The following is a 22997-nucleotide window of genomic DNA, read 5'->3' as shown; positions in this document are numbered from 1 at the left end:
CGATGGTGTCCTCAAAAATCGTGTTTTTGGGTGTTGGCGACCCGGGCCTGGCGCCCCGGTCGCTCGTTGCAGGCGCGATTGTGTCGCGCTGCAGGCTGATCATACGATGAAGGGCGCACCCCGCCAAGCACCGGCATGCCCGGCCCGGCAGCGCTGCCGGGCCCGCCCCGGCGCTGTCAGGCCGGGCCGGACGCCACTACAATCGGCCAGCTACCCGCGGATGCCCATTGACGATGCAAAGACGATCACCCATGCACGACATCGAATACGCGCGGCGGATGAATGCCGTACTCGATCATATCGACCGCCATCTCGACCAGCCGCTCGACCTGGCGACGTTGGCCGGGGTCGCACATTTTTCCGCCTACCATTTCCACCGGCTGTTCGCGGCCTGGACGGGCGAGACGCTCGGTGACTACCTGCGCCGCCGCCGGCTCGAGTGGGGCGCGCTGCAGCTGGTGATGCAGCCCCGGCTGGCAGTGACGACGATCGCGCTGACGGTGGGTTTTGGCTCTGGCGAGGCCTTTGCGCGCGCCTTCAAGAGCCATTTCGGCGCTACCCCGACGGCTTGGCGTGCTGGCGAGGCAGCTCGGCGCGCCAGCTATTTCGCGGCGATCGGCACGCGGCGCCGGCTGCCGGAACGCAATCCCGATCAGGTGCTGAGCAAGCACGATCAGGCCGGCGGCGCGGCTTTCGCGGATGATGGCGACGCCTATCCACAGCAAACGGAAACCATCATGGACGTGAAAATCATCGACCTGCCGCCGGTACGGGTGGCCTATCTGCGCTACACCGGCCCGTACGGCATCGGCATCGGCCATTTCTGGGTCAATGAATTCGACCCGTGGATGATTTCGAATGGTCTGGAAAACCGCACCTACTATGGCGTCGGCCTCGACAACCCGAGCATCACGCCGCCGGACAAGTGCCGCTACGATGCATGCGTCGAGGTCGCCGACGACTATGTTCCGAGCGGCAAGGCGTCGGTGATGGTGATCCCCGGCGGGCGCCATGCGGTGGCGTCGTTCGCGGGATCGGGCGCGCAGATGGCCGATGCCTGGGCCGAGCTGTTCCGTGACTGGCTGCCCGCCAGCGGCCTGCAATGCGACGCCCGGCCGTGCTTCGAACGCTACGGGCCGAATGCGGCGTCGGGCACCGTGCCACGCCAGCTGCGCTGCGAGCTTTGTATCCCGATCAAGCCGATGTAGGCGATGTCGCTTCAGCCGGGGCGCGCGGGCCGGCTCTGCAGCGCCTGGCGGTAGAGGCTCTCGGTCTCTGCCGAAGGCTGCCGGCCGCGCGTGGCGAGCAGTTCACGGCAGCGGCGGAATACTGTCAGTGCGTCGGCGGCCTGGCCTTGCGCCAGGTGGCAGTTCATCAGGCCGCGGTAGCAGCGCTCCGCGCCGGGGTCGCGCGCCAGCCCGAGGCAGTAGGTGGCGGCCGCGTGTGGCCAGGCCTGGCGCTCGATGAAGGCCTGGGCCAGCTTTTCGATCATGCTGAGGAATTTGGCGTGCAGGCGGTCGCGCCGCTCCGCGGCCCAGTGGAAAGCACCATCGAGGCTCAGGAACGGTGCCCGGTAGCGGCCCAGCTCGACCAGCCATTCGGCGCTCGGCGGGTACTCGTGGATATCGGCCAGCAGGCGGTCGATGCTGCGTTCCAGCTGGGCGGCATCCACCCAGCAGTAATCCGGGTTCAGCGACAGGCGCGTGTCGTCCAGGCGTAGCGCGGCGTCGACCGGCATCAGTTTGCGCAACCGGTGCAGCGCCATGCCGAAGGCTGCCTGGGCCTGTGTCGGCGAGGCGTCGGGCCACAGCAGCTGGGTCAGCCGTTCGCTCGATACCTGCTGCCCGCCGAGCGCCACCAGCGTCTTCAGCAGTTCGAGCGCCTTGCTCGGCGCCTTGCCGCGCTTGTGCAGCGGCGTGCCGTCGAGCACCAGATCGAAGCGGCCGAGGGTGTAGATGCGTACCGGCCACGGCCAGCTCTCCGGGGCATCGGCCGGTGGGCACAGGCCGCCGCGCGCGATCATGTCGCAGCAGTAGTCGGGCTCGATGCCGGCCTCGAGCGCGATTGCGCAGAGCGTTGCCAGTTGCTGCGGCCGGGCCAGCGGCGGTGGCGGCAGGCCCAGCGCCAGCCCCTGTGCCAGCAGTGCGCGCAGCAGGGTGTCGATGGGCTGGCTGGCGCGTTGCCTTGCGTAGCATTCCGCCAGGCCGAAGCAGAAGGCCAGGCCGGCCTGCTCGCCGATGCGCCATCGCCGCTCGCAGGCGTCGCGATGCGCGAGTACGGCGTCGAGCGGGGCGTGCTCCGCTAGTTGCTGCATGTGCAGGTAGGCATGCCACAGCGCGAGCTGCCCGGCCAGGGCCGAGGCCGCCGGCACGCGGTTATCGAGCCAGCCTGCCACGAGCTCGCCCAGTGCCTCGCTTGCCGCCTGCCTCGGCGCCGCATGGCGCTGGATCGCGCGCAGCACGCCACGGCAGCACCCGCGCGTGGCCGGGCGGGCCAGCCCGAGGCAGGCCGGCGCGAACAGCGAGGCGGAGCGCTCGGCCGACGGTATCTCATGGAGGGTGCCGCGCAGCGCGCGCAGCAGGGCCTTGAGCGGCGCAGCGCTGTCGCCACCCTCGACGAACAGGCGCATGGCCAGCCACAGCGCCTTCTCGCCTGCGGGCAGCGGGTGCTGCCCGAGTAGCATGGCGACGGTACGCAGCAGCGGCGCATAGCGCTCGCGGCCGCCATGCCAGCCGATGTAATGGGCAAGGGCGGTGGCCAGGCCAAGCCGGATGCGTGGCGGCAAATCGCGCCGCAGCAGCTGCGTGCAACGGTCGGCCAGCGCGGCTACGGCTACTGAGGTGTGCCCGGGCTGGTGGTACAGCAGGGCATGCAGCAGCACGGCATGGGCTCGGCCCTGCAGCGCAGGCTCGGCCTGATCCGTGGCATCGAGCGCCGCGACCAGCCAGGCCAGCCCCTGATCGAATCCGCCATCGAACCGGGCGTCGGCTAGCTGCCATGCCAGGCGCTCGCTCATGCAGGCCAGTTGGCCGTTGCGATCATGCTGCCCGGCAAATGCCTGGAAGGCCGCGTCGAGCATGGCGGGGACCTGGCCGTGCTGTGCCGGCGGGAGTGACAAGGCGCGCCACAGCAGCAGCCACGGAAAGCGCTGCAGCACGTCCTCGGGGAGCTGCGACAGCGCCAGACGCAGCAGCGGATGGCGTGCCGGCTCGGCGTGCCAGCCGGGTGCCAGCTCGCACAGCAGGCGTGCGGCCGCATCCCAGCATTCACCGTCGGCAAGCAGACGGAGGGCGGTTTCGGCGTGGCCGGTTGCGTACAGGGCGGGCACGGCCTGCTCGCGAAAGGCTTGTGTCTCGGCGCTGGCCTGCTGCAACAGATAGGTGCGCAGCATCGGGTGCAGCAGGTAGCGCGGCGCGTCGCCCGCCAGGCGCGACACGAATTGCTGGCGCCGGGCCCAGTCGGCCAGCTGCGCGGCGAGCCGGGGGGCCATCCCCCACTGTGGCAGCAGCGCGGGGTCGATCTCGGGCAGCAGGGCCAACCGCATGAGGTCGGCCCGCCCGACGGCATCGAGCTCATCGAGCATGGGTGCGAACAGCCCAGCGGCTGGCAGCCCTGGCCGTTGCTGCTGTTCGACGAGCAACATCAGGCCGGCGAGCCAGCCGCCCGATTGCTCGTGCAGCCGCGCTGCGAGCGCCGCGTCGACGATGCCGCGGCTGGCGAGCAGGGCCTGGCTTTCCTGCTGCACGAGCATCAGGCGATCGTAGGCGAGCACCCCCAGCCCCTGGTTGGCCAGCAGGCGCGACAGCATCGGCGGTGGCGCATCGCGGCTGATGACGATGATGCGGCAGGATTCGGGCAGCTCGTCGATGCCATCGCGCAACAGCTGTTCGAGCGCGTGCTCGCCGTGGGCCTCCTGCGCTTCGTCGAAGACCAGCAGGGCGCCGGCGGGCAGCAGCGCGAACAAGGCGCGCGCCAGCAGACGGAAACGTGCCGCCGGCGCGGCGGTGCGCCAGGCGGCGAGATGCGTGGCGGCAGCACCGACCCAGTGGTGCGCCGCGCGCTGCAGATTGTCGGCGAGCCCGTCGCTGCTGCCGTCGCTGCGGTCGACCCGAAACCAGAAGGCCGGCCGGCCCTCGGCATAGCTCGCGACCAGCGTGGTCTTGCCGCAGCCTTCCGGCCCCTGCACCCAGGTCAGCGGCCGGCCGGCATAGCGGTCGAGCTCGCCGCGCAGGCGCGGGCGTTCCACCGCATGGTACAGATGCGGCGGGCTGAGCTTGGCGGGCAAGGGGGTATCGAGCGTTGCGGGATGGTCCACGATGGGCAGGCCAGGTTGGCGGGAGGTCTGGCGCCGGGCGGCGCCTGCTTCATTGTATGCAAACTCGCTCGCGTTTGCCCACCCAGTTTCAAGCCTGGCGCGGATTACAGCGGTATGGCGAGGTGTCGGGCAGGCGCTCGCCGCTGCCCGTCGGCATCACTCGGCGTGCGGTAAGGTATCGAGCAGCTGCTGGTACAGCGCCTGGATCTCCTCGCCCGGGGTGATGCCCAATTGCACCGAGAGCTGCTGGCGGCACTGCCGGTAAGCGTCGAGCGCAGCCTCGCGCTGGCCCTGCGCCAGCTGCGCGCGGATCAGTCCCAGGTAGGCGTGCTCGGACAGGCTGTCGCCGTCGAGCGCGCGGGCAAAGGCGATGGCGGCCTGCTCGGGCCGCTGCTGAGCCAGGCAGGCCTCGCCGAGACCGATCGCGGCCTGTAGGTAGCGGCTGCGCAGGCGGTCGCGCAAGGCCACGCTCCACGGCTTGTCGCGCTGCTCCGGCAGGAAGTCGCCCGGATAGCCCGGCAGTACCATCGCGGCCGGCACGGCGCCGGCAGGGGCCAACAGCCGGTCGGTGCTGCGTTCGAAGGCCCAGGCATCGACCCAGCAGCGCTCGCGGTTCAGCGTGAGCTTGTTGTCTTCGAGCTGTAGCGCCGTTTCGTCCTGCAGCAGGTTGCGCAGGCGGTGCAGCGTGGTGTGGAAGGCCTTGACCCCGGCATCGCCCTCCGCCTCTGGCCACAGGTGGTCCACCAGATGCTGCACGTGCACACCCCGGCCGCCGGTCGCCAGCAGGGCCTGCAGCAGTTCGAGCGACTTGGCGGCGGGCTTGCCGCGGCGTGGCGGTTTGCCTTCGAGTTGCAGCGCGAAGCGGCCGAGCGTGACGATCTTCACCGGCCAGGGCCAGGCTGCGGTATCGGGGTCGGGCGGGGCGATCGCCGCGTCGTGAATCAGCCGGCGCACATAGTCGGGCTCGATGTCGTGTTCCAGGCAGATCGCGCACAGGCGTGCCAACTGGCGGGGTTGGCTGAGTGGCGGCGGTGGGTAGTTCTCGCGCGCCGCGACGGCCATCGCCGGCCGCAGGCGTGCCAGCGCCGCGGCGTGGTCGCCGGCCTGCCAGTCGGTCAATGCCAGCAGCCAGTCTTCGGCCATGGCCAGCCACGGGTTGGCCCGATGGCCTGGGCGTGCCGCCGCAGCGGCAACGATGCGCCGGGCATGGGCGCGGTCGCCGGTGGCTGCCGCCAGCTGCAGCGTGAGCTCGCTGGCGAGCCAGTTGCTGATGGCGATGCGGCAGCCGGCCTGGCGGGCCTCGGCCTGCGCGAGCCGGCCTGCCGCCAGCTCGACCTTGTCGAGTGTGAGGGCATGCCAGCCGCGCATGCAGTCGAGTATCAGCATGTCGAGCAGGCGGGACGAGTCGCAGTGACTGGCCAGCTCGTCGAGCAGGCTGGGCAGGCCGGCTTGCCAGCGCGGCAGGGTGTACAGGTGCAGCGCCGCCGTGGCGAGCGGCAGCGACAGGAAGCCCAGGCCATGCCGCGCGATCAGTGCGCGGGCCTCTTCGTGGGCCTGGCGGCCGTCGAAACCGGGGGTAAGGCGCGCGTGGAACAGCTGTACCATCTGCCACCAGATGCTCTCGAACGGCGGCAGCGCGGTCGTGGCGACGATGTCGCGCACACTGTCGCATACCTCGCGATACGGCGCGGCCAGGCCCTGCCAGCCCCAGTAGTAGGCCAGCGCGCAGCCGAGCTGTACCCGCAGGCGCGGGGCCAGTGTCGATGCCAGCAGCGGCTGACAGCGCGCTACCAGCAACGGCAGCGCCGGGTGGTTGAGGTCGCGGTTGAACAGCAGGTCGATGGCGCAGGCGCTGGCGCGCGCCGCCACCTCGACCGGCAGATGCGCCCAGTGCTCGTGAAGCAGCGCCAGCAGGCGCTCGCTGTCGGCTTCGCTGTCGACGCTGTTTTCCCATTCGTAGACATAGCTCGCCACCACCTCGGCCTGAGCCGCGGTCTCGCCGATGCAGTCCGCGCCTGCGGCGAACTCGGCGACGACCGGCCGCATGGCTTCGCGCGCAAAGCCGGGGCCGAACATATAGCCGGTGATCGCGCGCCAGTAGGCGAGCCAGGGGTGGCTTGCCACCCGCTCGGGCGGGAGCTGCCCGATGTATTGCGCCAGCAGCGGCCAGCGCCCCTGTTCGAACAGCGTCGGCGCCAGCCTGTGCAGCATGGCGGCGGCCTGGGTGTGGGCCTCGCCGGCCAGCAGCAGCTGCAAGGCGAGTTCCGGCTGGCCGGTCTCGGCCAGCAGCGCGCCCATGCGCCGGGTTTGTGCCTGGCGGGCGTCGGCTGGCCATTGGCTGAATTCCTGCTGCAAGGACTGGCGCAGCAGTGGGTGCAACAGGTAGCCGTTGCCGAGCTGGCTGACAAAGTGGTCGCGCTTTGCCCAGGCGTCGAGCTGCAGCGGCAGGTCCGACGCGTCGGTGAGCCGGCTGAGCAGTGCCGGCGTGATGTACTCGGCCAGCGACAGCGCCTGCAGCTGGGCCCTGAGCGCCTGCGGCAGGCGATCGAGCAACTGGTCTGCGAAGTAGTCGAACACCGCCTGGCTCGGCTGCAGCGCTTCGTCCGCCGCCAGCCGCGGCGCGGGGGTATGGGCCAGCAGCACGAAGCCGGCCAGCCAGCCGTCGGTATGCGTCAGCAGCTGGTGGGCGCTGGCCTGGTCGGCTATGCCGTAACTGGTGGCGAGCGTATCGCTCTCTTCGCTGGTGAGGCGCAGCGCCGGGTAGGTGATCTGCGCCAGGCCGTCGCCGAGCGCGGCATGCAGGCTGGCCGGCGGCACGTCGCGGCTCAGCACGATGATGCGGCAGCCCGGCGGCAGCCAGCACGGGGCGTCGCGCAGCAGGCGGTCGGCCAGGCTGCCGGTCTCCGCTTCGTGAAAATCGTCAAACACCAGGCTGGCGCGGGCCGGCAGCAGCGGCAGCGCGGCCTGGCACAGGGCGGATAGATAGCGCTCGGGGTGCATCAGCTGTTCCGCCGAGAACAGCGGCAGGCTTCGCTCGTCGGCGGGGAACCAGCTGGTGAACGCCTGCCTCAGCAGGGTGAGGAAGCTGGCCGGGTCGAGATCGGTGCAGTCGAGCCGGTACCAGCAGGCCGTCAGCCCGCGCGCCGTGAAATAGGTGGCTGCCAGCGTGGTCTTGCCGCTGCCGCCCGGGCCCGAGATCCAGGTTACCGGTGCCGTGGCCGTGGCATCGAGGTGCGCGTACAGCCGCTGGCGGTCCAGCGGGTTGTAGAGCCGGGGCGGGCGGAACTTGGGTAACGCCGTTTCGGATGAGGAATGATGTTCTGCAGGGGACACGCTGAGAGCCGGATGGTTGTGTCTGCTCCATTTTAGAGCTTGTGGCACATTATGTTGCATAGGCTGATCGAATGACATCGTACTGAGATGGCTGCCGCTGCAAAATTGATACGTCTGCATGCGAATGCACGAAAAGAGTGCATTCATATGTAGAAAAGGGTGCCGGCAGCTGACGAATTTGCGAATCCGTAAGTGATTCGTTAGTCCTGGGCGGGCAAAGTGGCCGGACAAACACCCCTTCCATGACGCAAGGAGTCCACCATGCTCAGTTCCAACGATTTTTTCGATGTATTGGCCGATGCCACCCGCCGTCGCATTCTTGCCCTATTGCTGGCGGAAGAGGAGCTGTCGGTCGCCGAGATCGCCCACGCCATTGACTGCAGCCAGCCCAAGACCTCCCGCCACCTGGCCAAGCTGCGCGATGCGCGCATCACCCAGGTCCGGCGCGATCGCGTGTGGAAATATTACCGGTTGCAGCCACAGCTGCCGGCCTGGGCCTTCCATCTGCTGCAGGTCATGGTGCAGAGCAGTGAGCTGTCCACGCGCCTCAACAGCGACATGATCCGCCTGAGCGCGATGGCCGATCGCCCGGAGAGCCGCGTGCTGCGCCGGCCGGAGCGTTTGTCGATGGTCGAGCCCGGCGTGCCGGCGCTGTCGGTGGTGGCCCCGGGTGAGCCTGGGCGGGCCACCTCGCGCTGAGTCGCCCGGTCAGCCGCGCCAGCAGGCGCGGCCAGCGTGAGTCGGCGGCTCAGCTGCGGCTGCGGGTGCGAGACACCGCGTCGAGCCAGCCGCGGTACAGCGCTTCGCGGCGCGACTCCTCGGCTTCCGGCGCGAAGGCACGGTCGAGCTGCCACATGTGCGTCAACTCGTCGAGCGACTGGTACATGCCAATGCCAAGCCCGGCCAGGTAGGCCGCGCCGAGCGCCGTGGTCTCGGTGACCTTGGGGCGCTCCACCGGCACCGCGAGGATGTCGGCAAGAAACTGCATGACCAGCTCGTTGACGACCATGCCGCCATCGACACGCAGCGACGTCGGCGACACGCCGTCGGCGTGCATCGCCTCGAGCAGGTCGCGCGTCTGGTAGCACACAGATTCGAGCGCAGCACGCACGATGTGGGCGATGCCCGAATCGCGCGTCAGGCCGACGATGGCGCCGCGCGCGAGCGGGTCCCAGTAGGGCGCGCCGAGGCCGGTGAAGGCCGGCACGAGGTAGACGCCGCCGGTGGTCTGCACCTGCCGCGCCAGTTCCTCGGTCTCCCCCGCGTGCTTGACCAGTTTCAGCGCGTCGCGCAGCCACTGCACGGCGGCGCCGGCGATGAAGATGCTGCCTTCGAGCGCATAGGTGGGCTTGCCGTTGAGGCGGTAGGCCACCGTGGTCAACAGCCGGTTCTGCGATGCGACGGCCTTGTCGCCGGTGTTCAGCACCATGAAGCAGCCTGTGCCATAAGTGCTCTTGATCATGCCCGGCTCGAAGCAGGCCTGGCCGACCGTGGCGGCCTGCTGGTCGCCAGCCATGCCGCGGATCGGGATGCGGGTGCCGAACAGCGCCTCGTCGGTATGGCCAAAATCGGCCGCGCAGTCGCGCACATCGGGCAGCAGCGATCTGGGCACGCCGAAGAAGTCGAGCAGCTCCTCGTCCCATTGCTGGGTATGGATATTGAAGAGCAGCGTGCGCGCGGCATTGGTCGCGTCGGTGGCATGCACGCGGCCGCCGGTCAGACGCCACAGCAGGAAGCTGTCAACGGTGCCGAAGGCCAACTCGCCGCGCTCGGCGCGTTCACGCGCACCGGCGACATTGTCGAGCAGCCAGCGGATCTTGGTGGCCGAGAAATATGGGTCGAGCAGCAGGCCGGTCTTGCCGGCAAGCCAGGTCTCGCGCTCCTTCGAGTGATGCGCCTGGCAGAAGGGGGCGGTGCGGCGGTCCTGCCATACGATGGCGTGGTGGATGGGCTTGCCGGTGGCGCGGTCCCAGACGATCGTGGTCTCGCGCTGATTGGTGATGCCGATGGCGGCGATGCGCGCCGGCGTTACGCCGTGTTGCGAGAGCGCCGCGCGGCACACGGCGAGCGTGTCGGCCCAGATCTCCTCGGGGTCGTGCTCGACCCAGCCCTCGCTCGGGAAATGCTGGGTCAGCTCTTCCTGTGCCCGGCTCACGGCCTGGCCGGCGCGGTCGAATACGATGGCGCGGCTACTGGTCGTGCCTTGGTCGATGGCTAACAGCAGGTCCGACATGGTCTCCTCCGTGTTCTATATCGAAAAAAGTCGCGCATTATTGTGGCATATTTTGCGTATTGTGCGCGGATGTTGTCAGGTATTTGTTCATGCCGCACGCTGGCTTATCTTTCCGAAACCATGCGAGGCCGCGCCCTGATTTGTATTGTGCACGTCAATCAGTACAATCCTAATGCAACGACACATCGCACCCATACATAAATCAGGAGGAGCAGCATGCGACAGCCGCGTCATGAGCGCATCGTGCAGTTGGTCAAACAGCAGGGGTTCATGTCGATCGAGGCCTTGGCCAAGGAGCTCGATGTCACGCCTCAGACGATCCGTCGCGACATCAACATGCTGGCCGAATCCAATGTGCTGAAGCGCTTCCACGGCGGGGCGGGGCTCGGATCCAGCGTGCAGAACGAGGATTACTCGGCGCGCCAGGTGTGGAACCAGGGTGAAAAGGAACGCATCGCCACGCTGGTCGCCCAGCATATTCCCGACAACGCGAGCCTGTTCATGAACATTGGCACCACGGTGGAGACGGTCGCCCGCGCGCTGCTCGACCACCGCGGCCTGCGCATCATCACCAACAACCTCAACATCGCCTCGATCTTCGGCGGGCGCCAGGACTTCGAGGTGATCATCGCCGGCGGCGTCGTGCGGCCGCGCGACGGTGGCATCATCGGCGAGGCGACGATCGATTTCATCCGCCAGTTCAAGGTCGATTTCGCCGTGATCGGCATCTCGGGCATCGACAACGACGGCACGCTGCTCGACTTCGACTACCGCGAGGTGCGTGTTGCCCAGGCGATCATCGAGCATTCGCGCCAGATCTATCTGGTGGCCGACCACGGCAAGTTCGGCCGCAACGCGATGGTCAAGCTCGGCCATATCGGGCAGGTATCGGCGCTGTTCACCGACGAGCGTCCCGATGACGCCTTGATCCAGCAGATGGAAGCGGCTGGCACCAAATTGTTCGTTGCATCAGAATGATTCGCCGCGGGCCGCTCAGGCCCGGTAACTTCAGTACGATTGTCTGACGAGCGAGCGCTCGAACACCGGCTGAATGGCGATTCATGCCGGTTCCTTTCCGAATCTCGTCGTGTTGTTTGCCTCCCAAAGTGGTGTAGTAACGCTACTTTCCGCCATGTTGCATCTGCAGCATCCAAATTATATTTACTTGTGGATTCCCGCGGTTTTCCCTGATTCAGCGCGACTTGGCCTGTTTTTGCCAAAATGTTGCGTTGCGCAAGTTAAAGTAACAATACGAAAAAAAATTGTAAAAAGCGAAAATTCACGCCTATAGTGCTCTCCATCAAGTCGCCGATCCGACGCGGGCAATGTCGACTCGCCACGGCGCAGCTGTCATGCACAACTGGAGGAGACGGGCGTGCAACAACAGGTTTACGACGTTCTTGTCGTGGGTGGTGGCATCAACGGTGTCGGCATCGCACGCGATGCGGCCGGGCGGGGTTTGTCCGTGCTGCTGTGCGAGCAGGATGACCTGGCCAGGCACACCTCTTCGGCCAGCACCAAACTGATACACGGTGGCCTGCGCTATCTCGAGTATTACGAGTTCGGCCTGGTGCGCAAGGCGCTGCAGGAGCGCGAGGTGCTGCTGCGCTCGGCGCCGCACATCATGTGGCCGCTGCGCTTCGTCATGCCGCACGACCGCAGCATGCGCCCGGCAATGCTGATCCGTGCCGGCCTGTTCCTTTATGATCATCTGGCGCGGCGCGAAATCCTGCCCGGCTCGCGCGGTGTCGATCTGCGCCATCACCCGGCCGGCGCGCCGCTCAAGTCCGGTTACGACAAGGGCTTTATCTATTCCGACGGCTGGGTGCAGGATGCGCGGCTGGTGGTGCTGTGCGCGATGGATGCGCGCGAGCATGGCGCCGAGATCGTCACCCGTACCCGCTGCATCGAAGCGACACGCGACGGCGCGCTATGGCATGTCGTGCTGCAGGCCGAGAACGGGACGCGGCGCCGTGTCAGCGCGCGGGCGCTGGTCAACGCCGCTGGCCCGTGGGTGGCGGAATTCGTTGACCAGGTGGCGGGCATCGGCTCGCAACACCGCATCCGGCTGGTCAAGGGCAGCCATATCGTGGTGCCCAGGCTGTTCGCCCACCACTATGCCTATCTCTTCCAGAACCCCGACAAGCGCATCATCTTCGCGATTCCGTACGAGCAGGATTTCACGCTGATCGGCACGACCGATGTCGAATATCAGGGCGACCCGGCGCAGGTGCGTGCGGGGCAGGACGAAATCGACTACCTGTGCGAGATGGCGAGCCGCTATTTCCATAAGCAGGTGAAACCGGGCGACGTGGTGTGGCACTACTCCGGCGTGCGCCCGCTGCTCGACGACGAAGCCAGCAACGCAGCCAGCGTCACGCGCGACTACTCGCTCGAGCTCGACGAATGCGGCGCGCCGCTGCTGTCGGTGTTCGGCGGCAAGATCACCACCTTCCGCAAGCTGGCCGAAGAGGCTGTGGCGCGGCTGCAGCCCCTGCTGGGCAACGATGCCGCACCGTGGACCGCCACCGCGCCGCTGCCCGGCGGCGATATGCCGGCTGCGGACTTTCAGTCCTTCCTGAAACTGATCAAGACCTTGCACCCCTGGCTGCCGGTTCGGCTGGCCGAGCGTTATGCGCGCTCCTACGGCACGCGCATGGCGCACTTCCTGGCCGGCGCGCGCCATCTCGACGATCTCGGCGAGGAGATATTGCCAGGGCTGTATCGGGCCGAAGTGGACTATCTTATTCAAGAGGAATGGGCGCGTAGCGCGCAGGACATCCTGTGGCGCCGCTCCAAGCTCGGGCTGGCCGTGCCGGCGGACGGTGAAGCCGTCCTGACGCGTTGGCTCAAGGCCTATTTTGCAAGTGCGACGCAAGAGAATAACGGCGCGTTGATGGCGGCCCGCCTGGGTGCCTGAACAGCCAAGGAGACACACATGCAGTTGAAACTGAGTGGCGTCAGCAAGCGGGTGGGGGTGGAAACCCACATCTATCCGCTCAATCTCGATCTGGCGCCGGGACAAATCAATGTGCTGCTCGGCCCCACCCGTGCCGGCAAGACCACGCTGATGCGGCTGATGGCGGGGCTGGAGGCGGTCAGCAGCGGGCGCGTGCTGGATAGCGGCGTGGACGTGACCGGTTGGTCGGTGCGCAAGCGCAACCTGGCGATGGTGTACCAGCAGTTCGTCAACTATCCATCGTTCAGCGTGTTCGAGAATATCGCCTCGCCGCTGCGGCTGCAGGGCAAGCTCGGCGACGGCGAGATCAAGGCGCGTGTCACGGCGGTGGCCGAGAGGCTGCACATCGCCCACCTGCTCGATCGCCTGCCGGGCGCCCTGTCCGGCGGCCAGCAACAGCGTACGGCGATGGCGCGGGCACTGGTGAAGCGCGCTCCGCTGCTACTGCTGGACGAACCCCTGGTCAACCTCGACTACAAGCTGCGTGAAGAGCTGCGTGCCGACCTCAAGGACCTGTTCGCCAGCAGCGAGACCACCGTGGTCTACGCCACCACCGAGCCGCAGGAGGCGCTGCTGCTGGGTGGCCACACGGTGGTGATGGACGAGGGCAGGCTGCTGCAGTTCGGCCCGACACTCGACGTGTTCCACAAGCCCGCCTCGGTGCGGGTGGCGCAGGTGTTCAGCGATCCGCCGATGAACCTGCTGGCCGCCGGCGTCGATGTCGCGACCCGTGAGGCCTGGTTCGGCGAGGATGTGCGCATCCCGCTCGACGCGCATCTGGCATCGCTCAGGCCTGGCCCGCTGACGCTCGGCGTGCGCCCCTGCCACGTCAGGCTGCGGCCCAATTCACCACGCGACTGTGTGGTGCACTGCGAGGTGGACCTGGCCGAAATCAGCGGCTCGGATACCTATCTGCACGCCCACCATGGCGACTTCACCCTGGTTGCCCAGCTGTCCGGCGTGCAGCTGCTGGAGCCCGGCTCGCGCGTGCCGCTGTTCATTGATCCGGCCGAGGTGTTCGCATTCGAACCTTCGGGCCAGCTCTTGTGTTCCCCCGAGCGCCAGCGTCCGGCTGCGCTCGCGGCAACCGCATCCGCCCAGGAGGCCGCATGGCACGCATCGAACTGATCAATCTCGGTCATCGCTACAGCGGTAACGGCAGCTATTCGCTGCAGCCGCAGAGTCTGGTCTGGCAGGATGGCGGCGCCTATGCGCTGCTCGGCCCCTCGGGCTGCGGCAAGACAACGCTGCTCAACATCATCTCCGGCCTGCTGATCCCGAGCGAGGGCACGGTACTGTTCGACGGCCGCGATGTAACCCGGCTGCCGACCGAGAAGCGCAATATCGCGCAGGTGTTCCAGTTCCCGGTGATCTACGACACGATGACCGTATTCGACAACCTGGCCTTTCCGCTGCGCAACCGCAAGGTCGCCGAAAGCGAGGTCAGGAGCCGGGTGCAGGAGATCGCCGAGATACTCGACCTGACCCACGAGCTGCAGCGCCGCGCGGCCGGCCTGTCGGCGGAAGACAAGCAGCGCATCTCGCTCGGCCGCGGGCTGGTGCGCAAGGACGTGGCCGCCGTGCTGTTCGACGAGCCGCTCACGGTGATCGACCCGCACGTCAAATGGCTGCTGCGCCGCCAGCTCAAGCGCATTCACCAGCAGCTGAAGCTGTCGCTGATCTACGTGACCCACGATCAGGTCGAGGCGCTGACCTTTGCCGACCAGGTGGTGCTGATGTACGAGGGCCAGGTGGTGCAGAGCGGCACGCCGCAGGAGCTGTTCGAGACGCCGGCCCACACCTTCGTCGGCCATTTCATCGGCAGCCCCGGCATGAACCTGCTGCCGTGCGAAACCAGTGCGGACGGCATCCAGCTCGGCGGCCAGGCGCTGCCGCTCGATGCCGAGCGCCTGGCCAAGCTGCGCGCCGCCGGCAAGCCGATCACGCTCGGCGTGCGGCCCGAATTCGTGCGCCATGCCGGCACAGACGAGGCGGCCCTGCTCGCCGACGTGATCAAGCTCGAAGACCTGGGCACCTACAAGCTGCTGACCGCGCAGGTAGCGGGGCACCGGCTGTGCGCCAAGTTGGGCGAGCATGATCGCGTCGAGCAGGACAAGGTCAGGCTCAGCCTGGCGCCCGAACGCATGATGTTCTATGCCGACGGCCCGCGTGTGGCCTAGGGGAGAGATCGAATGAACAAGACACTCAACAACAAGGCCTGGTTCCTGATCCTGCCGGTGATCCTGTGCGTGGCATTTTCGGCGGTGATTCCGCTGATGACGGTGGTCAACTATTCGGTGCAGGACATCCTGAGCCCGGAACAGAAGGTGTTCGTCGGCACCGAATGGTTCAAGGCGGTGATGCGCGATCCCGAGCTGCATGGCGCGCTGTACCGGCAGATCGTGTTCTCGGGCGCGGTGCTGCTGCTCGAGATCCCGCTCGGCATCCTGCTCGCGCTGGCCCTGCCGGCCGCCGGCTGGCGCGCGTCGCTGAGCCTCGTGCTGCTGGCGATGCCACTGTTGATCCCATGGAACGTGGTCGGCACGATCTGGCAGATTTTCGGGCGTACCGACATCGGCCTGGCCGGTGTGCTGCTGACCCGGCTCGGCATCGACTACAACTACACCGGCCATTCGTCCGATGCCTGGTTGACCGTGCTGATCATGGATGTCTGGCACTGGACGCCGCTCGTCGCGCTGCTCTGCTATGCCGGCCTGCGCGCCATCCCCGAGGCCTATTACCAGGCCGCCAAGATCGACGGCGCCTCGCGGCTCGCGGTGTTCCGCTTCATCCAGCTGCCCAAGATGCGTGGCGTGCTGCTGATCGGCCTGCTGCTGCGCTTCATGGATAGCTTCATGATCTACACCGAGCCCTTCGTGCTGACCGGCGGCGGGCCTGGCAACGCCACCACCTTCCTGTCGCAGTACCTGGCGCAGAAGGCGGTCGGCCAGTTCGACCTGGGCCCGGCGGCTGCCTTCTCGCTGGTGTACTTCCTGATCATCCTGCTCTTGTGCTTCGTGTTCTACAACCTGATCCAGAACGCCGGCCAGGCCCAACAACAGGAGGTGTCGCAATGAAAAAGCGCAGCATAGGCCTCGCGCTCTACCTGATCCTGGCGCTGTTGCCGATCTACTGGATGCTGACCATGTCGCTGAAATCGAACGAGGAGATCCTCGGTGGTTTCAGCCTGTGGCCCAGCCATGTCACCTTCGACAATTTCCACCTGATCCTGACCGATGCGTCGTGGTACTCGGGCTACATCAACTCGCTGATCTATGTCGGCATCAACACGGTGCTGTCGGTATCGGTAGCGCTACCGGCTGCCTATGCCTTCTCGCGCTACACCTTTCTCGGTGACAAGCACCTGTTCTTCTGGCTGCTGACCAACCGCATGTCGCCGCCGGCGGTGTTCCTGCTGCCGTTCTTCCAGCTGTATTCGAGCATCGGCCTGTTCGACAAGCACATTGCCGTGGCGCTCGCGCACATGTTGTTCAACGTGCCGCTGGCGGTGTGGATTCTCGAAGGCTTCATGTCCGGCATCCCGCGCGAGATCGACGAGACGGCCTATATCGATGGCTACAGCTTTCCACGCTTCTTCGTGCGCATCTTCATCCCGCTGATCCGCGCGGGGATCGGGGTGACGGCCTTTTTCTGTTTCATGTTCAGCTGGGTCGAGCTGCTGCTGGCGCGCACGCTGACGTCGGTCGACGCCAAGCCCATCGCCGCCGTGATGACGCGAACCGTGAGTGCTGCCGGCATGGACTGGGGCGTGCTGGCCGCCGCGGGCATACTGACCATCGTGCCCGGCGCAATGGTGATCTGGTTCGTGCGCAACTACATCGCGAAGGGCTTCGCGATGGGCCGCGTGTGAGCCGCTATTCGATCGAGGAGCAAGAATATGGAATGGATGGCCTGGACCCCCGTCGTGGAGGTGTTCTTCATCTGCGTGGTGCTGATGCTGATCGGCATGACCATCTGGGAGGTCGTCAGCCCGACCGTGGCGCGGCGTGGTTTCCTGCCGATGGTCACGACGCGCGGCGACCGGCTGTTTCTCGGCCTGCTCGGCGCGGCCTACGTCAATCTGGCCTGGGCCGGCGTGACCGACGCGGCACAGTGGATCGGCGCCGGCATTTCCTTCGTGGTGCTATTGATCGTCATGCGCTGGGGCTAGCCCCAGCGTGGCGATACAGGAAATCAGTAAATTCTGTATTGCTAATTGTTATGAACTATAACCCTAGCTGGTCCCTCCCCCGGTTTCGCGCCTTCGGCCGCGGGCATGAATCAGGCAAGTGCAGAAGGCGATTCCAACAAGAAGCAAGGAGACAACCGTGATGAAGAAACTGGTGTTGGCGGTAGCTGCTGCCCTGGCCGCACAGTCCGCGATGGCGGGCGTGCCCGAGGCGGAAAAATGGGTGAGCAATGAGTTCCAGCCCAGCACGCTGTCGAAGGACAAGCAGCTGGCCGAGATGAAGTGGTTTATCGATGCGGCCGCCAAGTTGAAGGCCAAGGGCATCAACGAGGTCAACGTGGTGTCCGAGACCATCGACACCCATGTCTACGAGTCGAAGACACTGGCCAAGGCATTCGAGGAAATCACCGGCATCAAGGTCAAGCACGACATCATCCAGGAGGGTGACGTCGTCGAGAAACTGCAGACCCAGATGCAGTCGGGCAAGAACATCTACGACGGCTGGATCTCCGACTCCGACCTGATCGGCACCCACTATCGTTACGGTCAGGTCATCTCGCTGACCGACTTCATGTCTGGCGAAGCCAAGGAATTCACCAACCCCGGCCTCGACCTCAAGGATTTCATCGGCACCAAGTTCACCACGGCGCCGGACGGCAAGCTCTACCAGTTGCCCGACCAGCAGTTCGCCAACCTGTACTGGTTCCGCGCCGACTGGTTCGCCAAGCCCGAGCTACAGAAGAAGTTCAAGGAAAAATACGGCTACGAACTCGGCGTGCCGGTCAACTGGTCGGCCTATGAAGACATCGCCAACTTCTTCACCAACGACGTGAAGACCATCGACGGCACCAAGGTCTTCGGCCACATGGACTACGGCAAGAAAGACCCGTCGCTGGGCTGGCGCTTTACCGATGCCTGGCTGTCGATGGCGGGCGAGGCCGACAAGGGCAACCCGAACGGCCTGCCGGTCGATGAATGGGGTATCCGCGTCGCGGCCGACAAGTGCACGCCGGTGGGCGCCTCGGTATCGCGCGGCGGCGGCGCCAACAGCCCGGCCGCCGTGTATGCGCTGACCAAGTACATCGACTGGATGAAAGCCTACGCACCGCCGCAGGCCATGGGCATGACCTTCTCCGAGGCCGGCCCGGTGCCGGGGCAGGGCAATATCGCGCAGCAGATCTTCTGGTACACCGCCTTCACCAAGTCGCTGACCAAGCCCGGCCTGCCGGTGGTGAATGCCGATGGCACGCCTAAGTGGCGCATGGCCCCAGGCCCGCACGGCCCGTACTGGAAGGACGGCATGCAGAACGGCTACCAGGATGTGGGCTCATGGACCTTCTTCAAGTCCACTCCGCCCGATCGCCGCCTGGCCGCCTGGCTCTACGCCCAGTTCGTGACCTCGAAGACCGTGTCGCTGAAGAAGAGCGTCGAGGGTCTGACCTTCATCCGCGAGTCGGACATCCAGAGCAAGGCGATGACCGAGATGGCGCCGAAGCTCGGTGGCCTGGTCGAGTTCTACCGCAGCCCGGCCCGCGTGGCCTGGACGCCGACCGGGACCAACGTGCCCGACTATCCGAAGCTGGCGCAGCTGTGGTGGAAGAACGTCGCCACCGCCGTCACCGGCGAGAAGACCCCGCAGGCCGCGATGGACAACCTGGCCAAGGAAATGGATGGCGTGATGGCCCGCCTGGAACGCGCCGGCATGAAGAACTGCGCGCCCAAGCTCAACCCCGAGACCGATCCGGCGCAGTGGATGGCCAAGGGAACCGCCCCGTGGCCCAAGCTCGCCAACGAGAAGCCCAAGGGTGAAACCGTACCTTACGACCAGCTGCTGAAAGCCTGGAAGGCCGGCAAGGTGCGTTGATCATAGTCGACCGGCCGGGCAACCGGCCGGAGACTTCATCTTGCTCGCCCGGCGTCAGCGTGGGGCGAGCGACATGAGGTTTCAGGAAGCAATCGTGATGACACAACGCATCCCGCTGATCGCGGGCAATTGGAAAATGCATGGCGACCGTGCGCGTGCCCGTGCGCTGCTCGATGCGCTCAAGCCGCTGAGCCCCGCGCAGGGCGAAGTCGCCGTGTGTGTGCCCTATCCCTACCTTGAACTTGCCCAGGCCGTCCTGGGCGGCTCGGCGGTTGCCTGGGGCGCGCAGAACGTTGCCGAATGGGAGGAGGGCGCCCATACCGGCGAAGTGGCTGCGTCGATGCTGGCCGAATTCGGCTGCGGCTACGTGATCGTGGGGCACTCCGAGCGCCGCCGCGAAGCATCGGAAGACGACGCCTGCATCGCCCGCAAGCTGGCGCAGGCCATCCGTCTCGACATCAAGCCGATCCTGTGCATCGGCGAGACGCTCGCGCAGCGCCAGGCCGGCAGTACCCATGCCGTGCTGCAGGCGCAACTACATGGTGCCCTGGCGCTGCTCGACAGCACGGCTCTGACACGCCTCAGCATCGCCTACGAACCCGTCTGGGCGATCGGGCAAGGGCAGGCGGCCACGCCGGCCATGGTCGGCGACGTCATCACCGCCCTGCGCGCCATGTTCGGCGAGGCCGGTGCCAGTGTTCGGCTGCTCTATGGCGGCAGCGTCAGCGCTGCCAATTGTGGCGACTTCGCCGCACTGGCCGGACTCGACGGCCTGCTGGTCGGTGGCGCCTCGCTGCGCGGCGACGAATTCACCGCGATCTGCCAACGGTTTTGCACCCGGCGCGAGGGGCGCTCGCTCCCGGCCTGATGCGTACCTGATTTTGCCTCGCGGCAACGAGCTTGCGTTGGCCGCGTGGCGATCCGCCTGTCCCTGCCGCGAGGCGTTGACGGCCCGCTGGTTGCCTTGCGCTGCCGGACGGGCCGTTTCTTTTTAGGCCAAGCCGACGCGGGACGGCGCAACCATCGGTGCGGCTTTTGGTCTATGGTGGAAAGCAGGCCCAATGTTATTGGGAGTGATGGCCTTCGATTTAAATCGAACAAAATCGAAAATAAATATTGATTGATTCGAAAATAAGTTTTAATATTTTCGAAATTGCTCGTTTTGCATGAGCAAGTTGGCGCGAATTTGTGTTCGCATCGGATCAATCAAGGGACTGCAATCATGGGTGAGGTAGCGAATCTCGTGTATGACCTGCTGGTGATTGGCGGCGGCATCAACGGTGTCGGCATCGCCAACGAAGCGGCGCAGCGTGGCCTGTCCGTGCTCGTCTGCGAGCAGGATGACCTCGCCTCGCACACCTCGTCCCGTTCCAGCAAGCTGATCCACGGTGGCCTGCGCTACCTCGAATACTATGAATTCCGCCTCGTGCGAGAGGCGCTCTCCGAGCGTGAAGTGCTGCTCGCGATGGCCCCTCATCTGATCAAGCCGATGCGCTTCGTGCTGCCGCACCACGCAGCACTGCGTCCGGGCTGGATGATCCGTGCCGGGCTGTTCCTGTACGACCACCTGGGTGGTCGCAAGGTGCTGCCCGCGTCGAAGGGCCTGCGCCTGCGCCACGTGGCGCAAGGGCAGCCGCTCAAGAACGAATTCGTCAAAGGCTTCGAATACTCCGACTGCTGGGTCGACGACGCCCGCCTCGTGGTAGCCAACGCCCTGCAGGCAGTGGCGTATGGCGCCCGCGTGCTGACGCGTACCCGTGTCGAGGCCGCCGAACGGTCCGGCAACGTCTGGCGTGCCCGTATCCGCGATCTGGCGACCGGCAATGTGCAGACCGTCAGCGCACGTGGCCTGATCAATGCGGCCGGCCCCTGGGTGGAAGATGTGCTCAAGGAACGCCTCGGCGTGCAGACGCGCAAGGGCGTGCGCCTGGTCAAGGGTAGCCACATCGTGGTCAGGAAGCTCTATGAGGGCGAGCAGGCCTATATCCTGCAGAATCACGACGGCCGCATCGTGTTCGTGATCCCCTACGAGCAGGATTTCTCGCTGATCGGCACTACCGACGTGCCTTACGAGGCCGATCCGGCCCATGTCGAGATCGATGCCGACGAGTCGGCCTACCTGTGCCGCATCGTGTCCGAATACTTCAAGACGCAGATCGTGCCCAAGGACATCGTCTGGCAGTACTCGGGCGTCCGGCCGTTGTTCGACGATGCGTCCGACAACCCGTCTGCCGTGACGCGCGACTATGTGCTGTCGCTCAAGGCCGATGGCGGCCAGGCGCCGGTGCTGTCGGTATTCGGTGGCAAGATCACCACCTATCGCCAGCTCGCACTGCACGCGATGCGCGAACTGGCGCCGTTCTACCGCTACCGCAAGCTGCCCGATACGCCAGCACCACTGGCGGGTGGTGATATCGGCGATTTCTCGGTATTCCTCGCCAGTTTCGTCGCACGCAACCCGTGGCTGCCTGTCCGTGTCGCGACCCGGCTCGCTCGCTGCTACGGTGACCGCGCCAACCGCATTGTTGAGGGCGCCAGGGCCATGGCCGATCTCGGCATGGACTACGGGCACGGCCTGACGGAACGTGAAGTCAGTTACCTGATCGAGCAGGAATGGGCTCGCAGCGCGGATGACGTGCTGTGGCGCCGTACCAAGCTCGGTCTCCATTTCTCGTCCGAACAGCGCCAACAGCTCGCTGTTCGATTCGGCGATGTGCAGGGGGAAAAGCCTGCACGCCTTGCAAGTTAGCTGTTACCCAATCTCTGAAAACCATCCTTCGGGGCGACCATTCAACCGGTCGCCCATTTTTTTTGAACCGACGAGCTAAGCAGCCCGCCTGCGGGCTGCTTAGCCGTCGAGTTCTTATCTGTCGGACTGCACAGCAGGCCGGCCGGTGAAAGACCACCCGTCCGAGGGCAGAAGGCCGCCAGCGCCCTCTTGCCCGCAGCCCTTTGCCAGCCAGTGTGGGGTGGTGATCGAATTGGCATAGTGACAAAGGATCAAGAAAGGCGAAAAACCCCAAACGGAACAAAAGGCTAGCGCTAAACAGGCTAGCCTTTATGTTTTGCACAGAATTGCTACTTTTTGAGCGGGAAATGATCTGTTTTGCGCAGGTTTTGACACTTACTGTACATCGAATGATCTGGGCGGCAAGAAAGGCTAGGCGGCCACCTGGATAGAAGGCGTCATCGTTAACTGCCAATGTTCTCCGTGCTATTTCCTGATCCAGGCCGCGCACCCACAAGCCATCTAGGCATATCGCACTATCTGTTGCCCGTCGGTTAAAACGCCGCCGCTCTACCATGAACTTGGTTACTCGGCTTCGCACAAGGCCTCCTTCACAAGCAAACCCTGAAGGATAGCCCAGCCTAATATTCGATTACGCGGATTTAATTAATATATTTTTCAGCCGCCGCAGATGGCCCAGGATGCCGTCGACGGTCACGTTCTTCTTGTCTGCAAAGTGTTTGTAGACGTGCTCGACCATGGCTGACTCAATCTCTACCGGCGGTGGCTCCATGCCGCGCTCTTCCCAAAAGTAGTCAAACGCATCGGCTACCTTGGTTAACAGCACATAGTCCAGGTCGTCTACGGCCTCCCGGTGCTGCTCCAGATCAATGACCTGGGCCGGAGCCTGCTTTGACCTATCCTCATCCGCTTGCCGATCTCCGCCCGCAATGCCTGGTGAGTGGTTTGCGGAGGCAACACTCTCAGTACGCATTGGCCCCTCCCCGGTTGCCAGCCAGGCGATATTTACCTCCGCCGCTTCCGCCATCTTTATAAGGTTCATTCTCGACGGATCGGCCTCACCCTTCTTCCAGCGCGCAAGGGTTGTAAGTGTCACCCCGGTTTTTCTCATAACTTCAGCAGGCCCACCAATCAGGTCAATTGCTTTGGCCACTCGCTCAGGGAAGCCACCGTAAAGGTTTCTTTCACTCATCTCATACGCCTAGAAAAAGTGAGAACAACAACGTAATAGTTAATATAACGTGTTGATACACATGGTTAAATCAACTTAAGCGGGTCAATGCGTAAAGGAAATAACCTTTACGTTCACCGTTTTCGTTGCAATAACTAACTTTTACGTTTAATATGCACTCACG

The 22997-nt window shown here is 65.4% G+C and carries 16 protein-coding genes; 12 read left to right on the top strand and 4 right to left on the bottom strand.

Annotated features, from left to right (window positions below; translation table 11 throughout):
• Positions 1–251 precede the first annotated feature (251 nt).
• Complete coding sequence (locus ABWL39_RS18040) at positions 252–1208, top strand: GyrI-like domain-containing protein (RefSeq protein WP_367794596.1); 957 nt, start codon at positions 252–254, stop codon at positions 1206–1208.
• An 11-nt stretch (positions 1209–1219) separates the two neighbouring features.
• Here the strand turns inward: ABWL39_RS18040 and ABWL39_RS18035 are convergent, their stop codons facing one another.
• Positions 1220–4315 (bottom strand): BTAD domain-containing putative transcriptional regulator, encoded by a 3096-nt coding sequence (locus ABWL39_RS18035; protein WP_367794593.1) that lies wholly within the window; start codon positions 4313–4315, stop codon positions 1220–1222.
• Between the two features lie 156 nt (positions 4316–4471).
• A complete protein-coding gene (locus tag ABWL39_RS18030) occupies positions 4472–7648 on the bottom strand; it encodes a BTAD domain-containing putative transcriptional regulator (RefSeq protein WP_367794590.1) in 3177 nt (1058 codons plus the stop codon).
• 261 nt (positions 7649–7909) lie between these two features.
• Here ABWL39_RS18030 and ABWL39_RS18025 point away from each other — a divergent pair, with 261 nt between their 5' ends.
• Positions 7910–8347, top strand: coding sequence for a metalloregulator ArsR/SmtB family transcription factor (locus tag ABWL39_RS18025; protein WP_367794587.1), 438 nt, complete (start codon positions 7910–7912; stop codon positions 8345–8347).
• A gap of 49 nt (positions 8348–8396) precedes the next feature.
• On the opposite strand, the gene glpK is transcribed toward ABWL39_RS18025, so the two are convergent.
• On the bottom strand, positions 8397–9881 hold the full coding sequence (gene glpK, locus ABWL39_RS18020) for a glycerol kinase GlpK (protein WP_367794584.1): 1485 nt from the start codon (positions 9879–9881) through the stop codon (positions 8397–8399).
• 216 nt (positions 9882–10097) lie between these two features.
• On the opposite strand from glpK, the gene ABWL39_RS18015 reads away from it, so the two are divergent.
• The 10 genes from ABWL39_RS18015 to glpD (ABWL39_RS17970) all read left to right on the top strand — a co-directional run bounded on the left by ABWL39_RS18015 (position 10098) and on the right by glpD (ABWL39_RS17970) (position 21642).
• Positions 10098–10859: a DeoR/GlpR family DNA-binding transcription regulator gene (locus ABWL39_RS18015; protein WP_367794581.1), complete on the top strand. Its 762-nt coding sequence runs from the start codon at positions 10098–10100 to the stop codon at positions 10857–10859.
• 397 nt (positions 10860–11256) lie between these two features.
• On the top strand, positions 11257–12801 hold the full coding sequence (glpD, locus tag ABWL39_RS18010; protein WP_367794578.1) for a glycerol-3-phosphate dehydrogenase: 1545 nt from the start codon (positions 11257–11259) through the stop codon (positions 12799–12801).
• Positions 12802–12819: 18 nt separating this feature from the next.
• Positions 12820–13968 carry an ABC transporter ATP-binding protein gene (locus ABWL39_RS18005; protein ID WP_367794575.1) on the top strand — a complete coding sequence of 383 codons (1149 nt, stop codon included), beginning with the start codon at positions 12820–12822 and terminating at the stop codon, positions 13966–13968.
• Positions 13950–15020, top strand: coding sequence for an ABC transporter ATP-binding protein (locus tag ABWL39_RS18000; protein WP_367794572.1), 1071 nt, complete (start codon positions 13950–13952; stop codon positions 15018–15020). The genes ABWL39_RS18005 and ABWL39_RS18000 overlap by 19 nt, the downstream gene beginning before the upstream one ends.
• A gap of 12 nt (positions 15021–15032) precedes the next feature.
• Positions 15033–15917 carry a carbohydrate ABC transporter permease gene (locus tag ABWL39_RS17995; RefSeq protein ID WP_367794569.1) on the top strand — a complete coding sequence of 295 codons (885 nt, stop codon included), beginning with the start codon at positions 15033–15035 and terminating at the stop codon, positions 15915–15917.
• Positions 15914–16711, top strand: a complete 798-nt coding sequence (locus tag ABWL39_RS17990) for a carbohydrate ABC transporter permease (protein ID WP_367794566.1) — start codon at positions 15914–15916, stop codon at positions 16709–16711. The genes ABWL39_RS17995 and ABWL39_RS17990 overlap by 4 nt, the downstream gene beginning before the upstream one ends.
• 27 nt (positions 16712–16738) lie before the next feature.
• The gene (locus ABWL39_RS17985; protein ID WP_367794563.1) at positions 16739–17011 is read left to right on the top strand and encodes a DUF2160 domain-containing protein; all 273 of its coding nucleotides are present in this window, start codon (positions 16739–16741) and stop codon (positions 17009–17011) included.
• Between the two features lie 160 nt (positions 17012–17171).
• Positions 17172–18893 (top strand): carbohydrate ABC transporter substrate-binding protein, encoded by a 1722-nt coding sequence (locus ABWL39_RS17980; RefSeq protein ID WP_367794789.1) that lies wholly within the window; start codon positions 17172–17174, stop codon positions 18891–18893.
• A gap of 97 nt (positions 18894–18990) precedes the next feature.
• On the top strand, positions 18991–19761 hold the full coding sequence (gene tpiA, locus ABWL39_RS17975) for a triose-phosphate isomerase (protein WP_367794786.1): 771 nt from the start codon (positions 18991–18993) through the stop codon (positions 19759–19761).
• A gap of 354 nt (positions 19762–20115) precedes the next feature.
• On the top strand, positions 20116–21642 hold the full coding sequence (gene glpD, locus ABWL39_RS17970) for a glycerol-3-phosphate dehydrogenase (RefSeq protein WP_367794560.1): 1527 nt from the start codon (positions 20116–20118) through the stop codon (positions 21640–21642).
• 631 nt (positions 21643–22273) lie between these two features.
• On the opposite strand, the gene ABWL39_RS17965 is transcribed toward glpD (ABWL39_RS17970), so the two are convergent.
• Positions 22274–22834, bottom strand: a complete 561-nt coding sequence (locus tag ABWL39_RS17965; RefSeq protein WP_367794557.1) for a helix-turn-helix domain-containing protein — start codon at positions 22832–22834, stop codon at positions 22274–22276.
• Positions 22835–22997: the final 163 nt, after the last annotated feature.

This window comes from Chitinivorax sp. PXF-14, from assembly GCF_040812015.1.
Taxonomy (GTDB): domain Bacteria; phylum Pseudomonadota; class Gammaproteobacteria; order Burkholderiales; family SCOH01; genus JBFNXJ01.
This window is presented reverse-complemented; position numbering and strand designations above follow the sequence as displayed.

Bases quoted from the DNA above. Each gene is read 5' to 3' on its own strand.
- ABWL39_RS18000 (WP_367794572.1), top strand. From the start codon at position 13,950: ATGGCACGCATCGAACTGATCAATCTCGGTCATCGCTACAGCGGTAAC.
- ABWL39_RS18025 (WP_367794587.1), top strand. From the start codon at position 7,910: ATGCTCAGTTCCAACGATTTTTTCGATGTATTGGCCGATGCCACCCGC.
- ABWL39_RS18015 (WP_367794581.1), top strand. From the start codon at position 10,098: ATGCGACAGCCGCGTCATGAGCGCATCGTGCAGTTGGTCAAACAGCAG.
- ABWL39_RS18005 (WP_367794575.1), top strand. From the start codon at position 12,820: ATGCAGTTGAAACTGAGTGGCGTCAGCAAGCGGGTGGGGGTGGAAACC.
- ABWL39_RS18040 (WP_367794596.1), top strand. From the start codon at position 252: ATGCACGACATCGAATACGCGCGGCGGATGAATGCCGTACTCGATCAT.
- glpK (WP_367794584.1), bottom strand. From the start codon at position 9,881: ATGTCGGACCTGCTGTTAGCCATCGACCAAGGCACGACCAGTAGCCGC.
- ABWL39_RS17985 (WP_367794563.1), top strand. From the start codon at position 16,739: ATGGAATGGATGGCCTGGACCCCCGTCGTGGAGGTGTTCTTCATCTGC.
- ABWL39_RS17990 (WP_367794566.1), top strand. From the start codon at position 15,914: ATGAAAAAGCGCAGCATAGGCCTCGCGCTCTACCTGATCCTGGCGCTG.
- ABWL39_RS17995 (WP_367794569.1), top strand. From the start codon at position 15,033: ATGAACAAGACACTCAACAACAAGGCCTGGTTCCTGATCCTGCCGGTG.
- tpiA (WP_367794786.1), top strand. From the start codon at position 18,991: ATGACACAACGCATCCCGCTGATCGCGGGCAATTGGAAAATGCATGGC.
- glpD (WP_367794560.1), top strand. From the start codon at position 20,116: ATGGGTGAGGTAGCGAATCTCGTGTATGACCTGCTGGTGATTGGCGGC.
- ABWL39_RS17980 (WP_367794789.1), top strand. From the start codon at position 17,172: ATGAAGAAACTGGTGTTGGCGGTAGCTGCTGCCCTGGCCGCACAGTCC.
- ABWL39_RS17965 (WP_367794557.1), bottom strand. From the start codon at position 22,834: ATGAGTGAAAGAAACCTTTACGGTGGCTTCCCTGAGCGAGTGGCCAAA.